3 protein-coding genes are annotated in these 1,585 nt (G+C 23.2%); all 3 read right to left on the bottom strand.

Annotation, left to right across the window (positions count from 1 at the left end; all coding sequences use genetic code 11):
• On the bottom strand, positions 1-577 hold a 577-nt coding region (locus J7G74_RS16250; protein WP_297137315.1), incomplete at its 3' end, for a hypothetical protein.
• 82 nt (positions 578-659) lie between these two features.
• Positions 660-785, bottom strand: a complete 126-nt coding sequence (locus J7G74_RS16245) for a hypothetical protein (RefSeq protein WP_297137312.1) — start codon at positions 783-785, stop codon at positions 660-662.
• Between the two features lie 35 nt (positions 786-820).
• On the bottom strand, positions 821-1,585 hold a 765-nt coding region (locus tag J7G74_RS16240; protein ID WP_297137309.1), incomplete at its 5' end, for a hypothetical protein.

The raw sequence follows: 1,585 nt of genomic DNA, 5'->3' as shown, positions 1-1,585 counted from the left end.
TATTTTGTCTTTTTACAAATAAATCCATTATATACATAGGATCATAAGTTTTGCTTTTTCTTATTTCTTCTTCCATGTATTCGTAATTTTCTAAGAACATATTGAAATTTATAAGTTCTTTTATATCATGATATTCTTCAATACTTATGTATTCCCTCATCGAAAGTATTTCTTTTAAAAAACTAGATTTCCTTTTTGTTATTTTTATATTTGTTCTGTTAATATCAATTTTTGCATATCCTCTTTCATAGATTTTATCAAGATTATCATATATAGAAATTATATTTGATGTAATTATATCTATGTCAATTAAAGGTATGTGTGATAAAGTATTTTTTAATTTTGATTTTCTAAGCTCTAATATATATTTAGATAAACCAATCTTATTTAAGAAATAATAATTTTCAAAAATTTTTCTAGCCCTTTCTAATGAACCAAACTCTTCTATAAGCTCTACTATAGTGTAATCTTTCCCCTTATCTACATTACACTCTATTATGTTTAACAATGTTTCTATTTTTTCAAGAGAATTTTTTACGTCCTTTGGCAAGCAATTTAATTTTTTCATAACATCCATATAACCAATCCCCCTGGTTTCCCTTTTTTATTTTTATTTTACTTTTTATTTTTATTTTTATTTTGTCTACTTATGGTGTGCCTTAGGAGTACCTATCGATAAGATGTAAAATTTTTAGCTCTTCTTTTAATAATTGGTATATGCTAAATTCATCACTGTTGTAATCCATCATTAAAAGAAATATTATTTTTGCTTTTAATTTTTCCATGTAATATTCCTCCTTTTCATATATGAATTTAATTTTTATAGTTTTAATATGCCTTTGCACATTAATTTCATTATGGATTTTTTCAAATTACATTCGTCTAGCAATTCATAAGTAATTCCAGTCAAATTACCAGGCCTTTTATAATTAATTTCTTTATCAAAGTCATAAATTATGCTCTTTCTAAGACTTTCCATATCATAAAACTTTTCCAATGAACATTCACTCATAATTATTCTTTCTATTATATGTATCTCTCTTTCAGAAAACTGACCTATACCACTTAATTCATAATATATTTGTTCTCTTTTATATTGTTTTATATTGTAAATTTCTTTTTCTACTGTATCATGCCAAATAGTTTTTATATCATCTACTAATATTTCATCTAAAAACTTGTCTGCATCTATTTTATTTATTAACTTTTTTATTAAGTTTCTCTTAACTGTAAAATATCTAGGCGGTAAATGGTAAAATGATATATGATTCATATCTAAATGATGTTCTATATCATAATACTTTCTTATTAAATCAACTTGCTCTTTGTATACTTTTTTTGGTATTTTGTATGATTTTTGAAATCTATGATGAGTATGATGAGATTTTATTATTTCTTCTATAAATTTTTCTTTATCACTATATTTAAAATTAAATATAAGTTTATCATTTCTATAAGAGGGTAAACTCAATAAATATTTCAAGGCACCTTCGTAACTTTTATGTTCCTTTGACAATTTGTCAATTATCATATCCTCTTCTTTTATCGAATTTACATCTATCTTTTCTTGTAATTTAATATTTCC

The sequence above is a fragment of the Terrisporobacter sp. genome, from assembly GCF_017888745.1.
Taxonomy (GTDB): Bacteria; Bacillota; Clostridia; order Peptostreptococcales; family Peptostreptococcaceae; genus Terrisporobacter.
The sequence above is the reverse complement of the archived record's forward strand: the minus strand, read 5'-3'. Positions and strand labels throughout refer to the sequence as shown.